The sequence below is a fragment of the Inquilinus sp. genome (genome assembly GCF_039594555.1).
GTDB lineage: Bacteria > Pseudomonadota > Alphaproteobacteria > DSM-16000 > Inquilinaceae > Inquilinus.
The window spans coordinates 1-7,151 of the sequence record NZ_JBCNNF010000353.1 but is presented as its reverse complement, the minus strand read 5'-3'; the positions used below and the strand labels follow the sequence as shown (position 1 = coordinate 7,151).

General features: G+C 70.0%; 8 protein-coding genes and 1 pseudogene. 3 read left to right on the top strand and 6 right to left on the bottom strand.

Translation table 11 applies throughout. The features are described 5' to 3' along the window. Window positions 1-26: 26 nt before the first annotated feature. The 5 genes from nrfD to ABDW35_RS28115 form a co-directional block, all read right to left on the bottom strand. Window positions 27-569, bottom strand: a complete 543-nt coding sequence (nrfD, locus tag ABDW35_RS28135; RefSeq protein ID WP_343717168.1) for an NrfD/PsrC family molybdoenzyme membrane anchor subunit — start codon at window positions 567-569, stop codon at window positions 27-29. After that, complete coding sequence (locus tag ABDW35_RS28130) at window positions 566-3,406, bottom strand: Fe-S cluster-containing hydrogenase (RefSeq protein ID WP_343717167.1); 2,841 nt, start codon at window positions 3,404-3,406, stop codon at window positions 566-568. Before ABDW35_RS28130 ends, nrfD begins: the two co-directional genes overlap by 4 nt. A 7-nt stretch (window positions 3,407-3,413) precedes the next feature. Continuing rightward, a complete protein-coding gene (locus ABDW35_RS28125; RefSeq protein WP_343717166.1) occupies window positions 3,414-4,079 on the bottom strand; it encodes a cytochrome c3 family protein in 666 nt (221 codons plus the stop codon). A 173-nt stretch (window positions 4,080-4,252) separates the two neighbouring features. Further along, window positions 4,253-4,558 carry a LysR substrate-binding domain-containing protein gene (locus tag ABDW35_RS28120; protein WP_343717165.1) on the bottom strand — a complete coding sequence of 102 codons (306 nt, stop codon included), beginning with the start codon at window positions 4,556-4,558 and terminating at the stop codon, window positions 4,253-4,255. Window positions 4,559-4,688: 130 nt separating this feature from the next. Beyond that, window positions 4,689-4,886 carry a LysR substrate-binding domain-containing protein gene (locus tag ABDW35_RS28115; protein ID WP_343717164.1) on the bottom strand — a complete coding sequence of 66 codons (198 nt, stop codon included), beginning with the start codon at window positions 4,884-4,886 and terminating at the stop codon, window positions 4,689-4,691. On the opposite strand from ABDW35_RS28115, the gene ABDW35_RS28110 reads away from it, so the two are divergent. Together ABDW35_RS28110 and ABDW35_RS28105 are read left to right on the top strand one after the other, a co-directional pair. Further along, the gene (locus ABDW35_RS28110; RefSeq protein WP_343717163.1) at window positions 4,870-5,220 is read left to right on the top strand and encodes a hypothetical protein; all 351 of its coding nucleotides are present in this window, start codon (window positions 4,870-4,872) and stop codon (window positions 5,218-5,220) included. The two genes, ABDW35_RS28115 and ABDW35_RS28110, sit on opposite strands and share 17 nt — an antisense overlap. Window positions 5,221-5,321: 101 nt before the next feature. Beyond that, entirely contained in the window at window positions 5,322-5,780 is a 459-nt protein-coding gene (locus tag ABDW35_RS28105; RefSeq protein WP_343717162.1) for an ABC transporter permease subunit, read from the top strand. A gap of 95 nt (window positions 5,781-5,875) precedes the next feature. On the opposite strand, the gene ABDW35_RS28100 is transcribed toward ABDW35_RS28105, so the two are convergent. Next, on the bottom strand, window positions 5,876-6,583 hold the full coding sequence (locus ABDW35_RS28100; protein WP_343717161.1) for a GntR family transcriptional regulator: 708 nt from the start codon (window positions 6,581-6,583) through the stop codon (window positions 5,876-5,878). A 96-nt stretch (window positions 6,584-6,679) separates the two neighbouring features. On the opposite strand from ABDW35_RS28100, the pseudogene ABDW35_RS28095 reads away from it, so the two are divergent. Then, a pseudogene (locus ABDW35_RS28095) lies at window positions 6,680-7,151 on the top strand (hypothetical protein); the annotation flags it as partial.

The window sequence follows — 7,151 nt, the reverse complement described above, 5'->3', positions numbered from 1 at the left end:
TCTCTCTCATGCAAACCAGCCGATGTTCACCCCATCTCGGCCTTCGCCCGGTCCCGGACGGCGGCGAGATCCGGCACGATGCCGATGTACCAGAACAGCACCGAGACGGTGAGATAGGTGAGGACGGCGAAGAAGTCCCAGGTCAGCGGGCTCTTGAACTGCGGCCAGATGCCCATGGTGTTGGGGTAGGGCGCCATCCAGTAGAACAGCCAGGGCCGGCCGAGATGCAGGATCGGGTAGAGGCCGGCGCAGATCACGGCGAACAGCGTCATCGCCTCGGCGAAGCGGTTCAGCGAGTTGCGCCAATGCGCGTTCAGCAGCAGCAGCATCGCCGAGATCAGCGTCCCGGCATGGCCGATGCCGAGCCACCAGATGTAGTTCGAGATGGCCAGGCCCCAATTGACCGGGATGTCGTTGCCCCAGACCCCGACGCCCCACCAGAACAGCACACCGGCCGAGACCAGGAACAGCAGCAGCAGGGCGCAGGCGATGCCGAACAGCACCGTCCAGTTGCGCTGCTGCGGATAGGCCAGCGGGATGCGGATGATCTTCGCCGTGGCGTCGGTCATCCGGTCTCTCCCGGGCCGGGCTTGGCCGTGGCGATGCGGGCCAGATAGGTGGTGCGCGGGCGGGTGTTCGCCTCCTCCAGCAGCGCGTAGTCGCGCGGCGAGGCCTTGCGGCGGCTGACGCCGCTGCCGGGGTCGCGGATGTCGCCGAAGACGATCGCCTGCGCCGGGCAGGCCTGCTGACAGGCCGTGACCGCTTCACCGTCGCGGATCGGCCGGTTCTCGATCTTGGCGGCGATGCGGGCGGCGCTGATGCGCTGCACGCAGTAGGTGCATTTCTCCATCACGCCGCGGCTGCGCACGGTGACATCCGGGTTGCGGGCGGCGCGCAGCTCCGGCGGGTCGCCGGCGGTGAAGTCGTACCAGTTGAAGTGCCGCACCTTGTACGGGCAGTAGGAGGAGCAGGTGCGGGTGCCGATGCAGCGGTTGTAGACCTGCTGGTTCAGCCCGTCCGGGCTGTGCACGGTGGCGTTGACCGGGCAGCCCATCTCGCAGGGCGCCTGCTCGCAATGCATGCACGGCACCGGCTGGAAATGGATCTGCGGCGCCGCCGGGTCGCCCTGCCAGTAGCGGTCGATGCGCAGCCAGAACATCTCCCGGCCCATCGCCACCTGCTCGCGCCCGACCATGGCGATGTTGTTCTCGGCGGTGCAGGCGGCGACGCAGGCATTGCAGCCGATGCACAGGTCGAGGTCGATCGACATGCCCCAGGCCGGCCCGTCCTCCTGCGGCCAGGCCGGGTAGAAGCTCGGCGCCTCCCGCTTCTCGCCGGCCGCGTCGTCCGGTCGGTCGACGGTGCGGACGAAATCGAAGCCATCCATCGCACCGTGCAGCTGGGTGGTGGCGATCTCGCGCCGCTGCCCCGTCGGCTCCAGTGTGGCGCCGACGCGGTGCAGGGCGCCGTCGCCGCCGCGCAGCCGGGACGCATTGTAGCTGCTGCCGCCGAGCGTCAGCACCACGGTGTTCGGTGCCTGGCCCGGCATGATCCAGGCGGCGCCGGTCACGACCGCATTGCCGATCGCGACCCGCACCTCGTCGCCGTTGCGGAGGTCATGCGCAGCGGCGAGAGCTGGCGCGACCAGCACGACCTCGTCCCAGGTCACCTTGGTCAGCGGACGCGGCAGCTCCTCCAGCCAGGGGTTGCCGCGATGGCGGCCATCCCAGAGCGACGGCTCCGGTCGGAACAGGACGGTCAGGCCAGGTTCGTCCGGTGCGGGCGGGATCGACGGTGCGCCGCCGCCCTGCACCTCGGCCGGGGCCAGTGCGCTGTCCGGCACGAAGCCGCGGGTGAGGGCACTGGTCCAGTGGGTTTCGAAATCGGGCCCCCAGGCTTGGCGCCAGGTCTCCTGCACCAGATCGTGGTCCGACCGATCGAACCGGCCGCCCAGCATGTCGAGGATCTGATGGGCCGAGCGGACGTCGTAGAAGGGCCGGACCAGCGGCTGGATCAGGCAGGCCAGCCCGTCCACCGAACGGCCATCGCTCCAGCTCTCCAGATCGTGCTGCAGCGGCGCATGCCAGCGGCAGGCGGCGGCGGTCTCGTCGGCATGCAGGCCGGCATGAACCGACAGATCCACCCGGCTGATCAGTGCCGCCATGTCGATCCCGCTGGGCGCGGTCAGCATCGGGTTGGTGTCGAGCAGGACGAGGGTGGTGACGCGCCCCGCGGCGATGTCGCTGGCGAGATCCTGCAGCGACCCCGGTTCATCCGCCGGCGGCACCGGTTCGGTCAGATGCAGGGTCGGGCCGATATTGCCGAGCCGGTGGTTGAGAAGCAGCGCCAGCGCCTGAATCTCCGGCGCGTGCCCGGCACCGACGGTGACCAGCGATCGCCCGGCATGGGTGCGCAGGGCGGTGGCCGCAGCCTCAACCCAGCGGCGCTCCGCCGCGTCCAGGCCGCCCGGCCCCGCCGTCCTGTCCACCGCTGCAGCCATGGCCTGGATCAGCAGCGCGATGCGCTGCGGCTCCGCGATCAGGCGGTGTCCGGAGACGGCGCCGGTGGCGCTCGGCGTCGGCTCGGCGGCGAAGACCAGGCTGTCGCCCCGGCCCTGCTGGAAGGCCAGGCGCCGCCGCGACCAGCCTTGGGCATTGCGGGTCTGCTGCGGGCCCGGGCCGAGCAGGTCGTCATCCAGGCTGACCAGCACCTCCGCCGCTTCCAGATCCGGCCGCGCCGCCAGCGGCCGGCCGAAGGCCAGGCGCGCTGCCTGCAGCCGCAGATCTTCGCTGACCGGCTCCCAGACATGTCGGCGGGCCCGAGGCCAGCGCCGTGCCAGCTCCGCCCACTGCTGGGCGAAGGTGGGGGAGGTGACGGTGCCGGTCAGCAGCCGGAAGCCCTCGCCGCCGCGCGCATCCAGCGCCGCCGCATTGGCCGACATCGCCGCGGCGAAGGCGCCCCAGCTGGCCGGCTGGCCGAGATGGCGCGGCCCGCGCGAGCGGGTCGGGTCGTAGAGGCCGAGCAGCGCCGCCTGGGTGAAGGCATCGGTGGCGCCGCCGCTGGCCGGATGGTCGGGGTTTCCCTCCAGCTTCACCGGCCGGCCCGCCTCGGTGCGGCCCAGCACCGGCATGGCCCAGCCTGTCATCCGAACCGATGTGGCGTACAATTTCGGGCGGCCCGGGATGATAGTCTCCGGCGCTTCGACATAGGGCAGGGCGCGCTCATCCTCCTGGCACGCGGTCAGGCCGGCCAGGGCCAGGGACGCCGCCATGGCCTGCAGCAGAGACCGTCGGCCGACCCCGGTGCCGCCCGGCGCCAGGACCTCGGTCTCCAGTGCGGCCCGGAACACCGGTGAAGCCTCGAGCTGCTCCAGGCCGCGCCATTGGGGATGGAGTGGCGGCGTCATCACGACCTCACCGGTGGCAGACGTCGCAGGCCACGAGCGTGGCGGGGTGGATGTCGAAGGCCTTCATCGCCGCCACGCCATAGGCCTTGTCGGCGTCGGACCGGCCCCAGTCCGACCAGTCCATGCGCGTCACCTGGTCGGGCGGCCGCAGATGCGGGGCGGGGTCGCGGTGGCAGTCCAGGCACCAGGACATGCGGAACGGCTCGGCACGGTAGGTCAGCGGCATCCGGTCGACCCGGCCGTGGCACTCGGCGCAGGGCACGCCGCGGGCGACATGGATCGAGTGGTTGAAGAAGACGTAGTCCGGCACCCGCGCGACCCGGACCCAGGGGATCGGCCGGCCGCTCGCCAGGCTTTCGCGCACCGGCGCCAGCATCGGCGCGTCGGTCCAGACCTGGGAATGGCAGGTCATGCAGACATGGGTCGGCGGCAGCCCGGCATGGGGGCTGGTCTCCACCGTGGTGTGGCAGTAGCGGCAGTCGAGGCCGAGGCCGCCGACATGGTGCTCGTGGCTGAACGGCACTGGCTGGCTCTGCGGCCATCCGACCAGGGTGGCGTAGCTCGAGGTCATAGTCCCGCCGATCAGCAGCCCGGCGGCGACGATCAGGAATGCCGTCAGGACCAGCGCGAGGCGGAACCAGGTGTCCGCGGCGGGAGAGAAGATCTGGGGCATACTGCGGCGGCATCGGCCGCTCCGATGGATCCTATTTCACCAACAGGCGCGGACGCCGGTTCGTCACGATCCGTGCGACGAATTTTCCTAAGCCGCACTGGGAAGGAGGGCGGCGCTCAGCTCAGACGGGACTACAAGGATGCGACGTCCACTCGCGGACGGACGCTACCAACTCACTCCGGGCGGGACGTCGAAGCATCGCCATCCCGCCACGCCGCCAGCAGCATCTGGTGGAACTTTTGGGCGGCCGGCGCCAGCTGGGATCCACGGCGGATGATGCCGATGGTGCGGTGAACCTCCGGCCCCACGATCGGGCGGCGGACCAGCAGCGGATGATCCTCCGCCGGCGTCGCCAGGCGCGGCAGCACCGAGATGCCGAGCCCCGCCTCGACCAGGCCGAGCGAGGTCGACAGGTGCATGACCTCGTAGAACCAGTCGAGGCGCTGCCCGGCCTTGCCGAGGGCGGCGTCGATGATCATGCGGTTGCCGCTGGTTCGGCCCACCGTGATCAGGCGGTAGGGCGCGAGATCCGCCCAGGGTTACCGTGTCGCGCCCGGCCAGGTCGTGGTCGCGCCGGCAGGCGAGGACGAAGGGGTCGTCGACCAGCGGCTAGAACTCGATGTCGGGATAGGTCGATCCGAGCATGCTGATGCCGAACTCGACCTCGCCCCGGGCCACGCTCTCCAGCCCCTCATTGGCGCCGTGGTCGATGATGCGGAACCGGATCTTCGGGAACTCGCCGTTGAAGCGCCGGATCACGGTGGGCAGGAAGTAGAAGGCGGCGGTCGGGATGCAGGCGATCGTCACCAGGCCGGACTGGCGCTCGCCGATGTCCCGGATGCAGAAGGTGGTGAACGCGACGGTGAAGACGCTGCGCTGGATGGACTCCCATTCGGCCGAGGAGATCTACGACAAGGTGCCGAGCGACTATGTGGTCGGCGAGCGCGCCAGCTACGTCGCGGCGATCGCCCATGCCAAGACGCTGTTCTCGCCCGATGGCCGGTTCGATCCGGCGACGTTGGAGACGCCGCTGCGCGTGCTGCGCCAGTTCAACGAGGCGGTGCAGGCGGCCCCGATCGATCTGTCCCGGACCTACACCAACGCCTTCGTCGACAAGGCGCTGGCGCAGTACACGCAGTGAGGCGGAGATGAGCGCGCAGACCCTGGCCCGGATCGGGCCCACCCCGCAGGCGGAGATGGATGTTCCGGCGGTGCGGATCGACCGACTGACCACGGCGGGTGGTGCTGGCGCCGCTCTTCGTGCCGTGGTTCGGGCTGGGCCTGTGGTCGAAGGTGGCGCTGGCGGTGACGCTGGTCCTCTTCATCACCTTCTTCAGCGCCTATCAGGGGGTGCGCGAGGTCAATCGTGCCGTGCTGAACAATGCGCGGATCCTCGGCGCCGGCCGCGGCCAGCTGCTCCGCCATGTCTACCTGCCGACGGCGGCGAGCTGGATCCTGTCCTCGCTCCGCACCTCGGTCGGTTTCGCCGTGGTCGGCGCGATCATCGGCGAGTATCTCGGCTCGTCCGCCGGGCTGGGCCATCTGATCGCGCAGGCCGAGGGCGTGTTCGACGCGACCGGAGTGTTCGCCGGCATCGTCGTGCTCTCCGTCTTCGTGCTGCTGCTCGACCGCGTCCTCGACTGGACGGAGAAGCGGCTGATCACCTGGCGCCCGAACCAGGAGGCGGAGGCCGCGGCCTGATCCGGTTCGCGCCGATCACCGTCATCACCCGGTGATGGTGACGGCCGCGGCTCGAAGGCCGCCCCGGTCAGGGGGCACTACTGCCGGCCCTCGGCCTAGAGTCCCATCGCCCGCTGGATCGATTGCGTCAGGTGGGTTCTGAGCGCCGCCTCGGCGGCATCCGGGTCTCTGGCGAGGCAGGCCTCCAAAATCTCCTGATGCTCCGCCATCGTCCGCCGCACCTTCGCCGCCGAATAGGCGTAGTGGTGATCGAGGCGGATCAGGCGGATGTAGTCCTGCGTCTGCAGGAACGCCCTGCGCAGGAGCGGGTTGTCGAGCGCGTCGATCGCGCCGAGATGCAGGCCGAGGTCGACCTCCTCGATCCGGCGCGCCAGGTCGCGGTCGAGATCGGTCCCGTCGACCCAGCCGACGACCTCGCGATGCTGCGCGATCATGGCTTCGATCCGGTCGCGCGGCGCCGCCTCGGCGAAGTGCCGGATGGCGGGTGTCTCGAGGAAGAGGCGCAGCTGATAGGAGTTGCGGACGAGCGGCAGATCCGGTTTGGCGATCTCGATGCCCGCACGGGGCCGGATCGTCACCAGCCCCTCGGCCTGCAGCACCTGCAGCGCCTCCCGCAGCGGGCCTAGCGGCGACCCCACGATCTCGACCAGCTCCGCCTGCGACATGAAGGCGCCGGGCTGCAACCGCCGCTCGAACAGGGCCTCCTTGAACCGCTCATAGGCAATCCGGCTGAGGTTCGGCGCACCCCCGGCGGGAAGTGTCGAGGGGCGTTCGTCGGATGAGGGTCTCAGCGCGCGGCTCATTTGCCTGATGATTCAATTTGCACGAATAGAAATATCTGATATCTATGTTGATATATCAATAGCCGTCATCGAAGGCGGCGTGCGGAGGAGCCCGGCATGCGGCTGACCGATTTCACCCTGACTCGCTTCCAGTTCGCCCGCGACCGGGTGATCGGGGACAGCCAGGTCCGTATCGCCCAGGCGCATATCGGCGTGGTCGAGCTGCACGCCGATGACGGGCGCACCGGCACGGGCTTCTTCCACAGCCTGTTCCATCCGTTGCCGGCGCTGGCCGAGATCGAGCGGGTCTTCGCCGAGGAGGCGTGGCCCGGCCTGGCGGGACAGGCGCCGGCGGGGCTGATCCACCGCGTCACCCGGCCCCGCGGCGGCAACAGCCGCCGCACCTCGCTCGGCTTCGAGGAGGCGGTGGCCCAGGCGCTGTGGGACTTGGCGTCCCAGGAGGCCGGCCTGCCGCTCTACCGGTATCTCGGCGGCAGCGATTCCAAGGTGCGGGTCTATGCCAGCGGCCTCGACTTCCACCTGAGCGATGGCGACTACGCGTCCCTGTTCCGCCAAGCGCGGGACCAGG

Excerpts from the sequence above, each read along its gene's own strand:
- nrfD (WP_343717168.1), bottom strand. The coding sequence starts at position 569 with ATGACCGACGCCACGGCGAAGATCATCCGCATCCCGCTGGCCTATCCG.
- ABDW35_RS28130 (WP_343717167.1), bottom strand. The coding sequence starts at position 3,406 with ATGACGCCGCCACTCCATCCCCAATGGCGCGGCCTGGAGCAGCTCGAG.
- ABDW35_RS28125 (WP_343717166.1), bottom strand. The coding sequence starts at position 4,079 with ATGCCCCAGATCTTCTCTCCCGCCGCGGACACCTGGTTCCGCCTCGCG.
- ABDW35_RS28120 (WP_343717165.1), bottom strand. The coding sequence starts at position 4,558 with ATGATCATCGACGCCGCCCTCGGCAAGGCCGGGCAGCGCCTCGACTGG.
- ABDW35_RS28110 (WP_343717163.1), top strand. The coding sequence starts at position 4,870 with ATGCAGGCGATCGTCACCAGGCCGGACTGGCGCTCGCCGATGTCCCGG.
- ABDW35_RS28100 (WP_343717161.1), bottom strand. The coding sequence starts at position 6,583 with ATGAGCCGCGCGCTGAGACCCTCATCCGACGAACGCCCCTCGACACTT.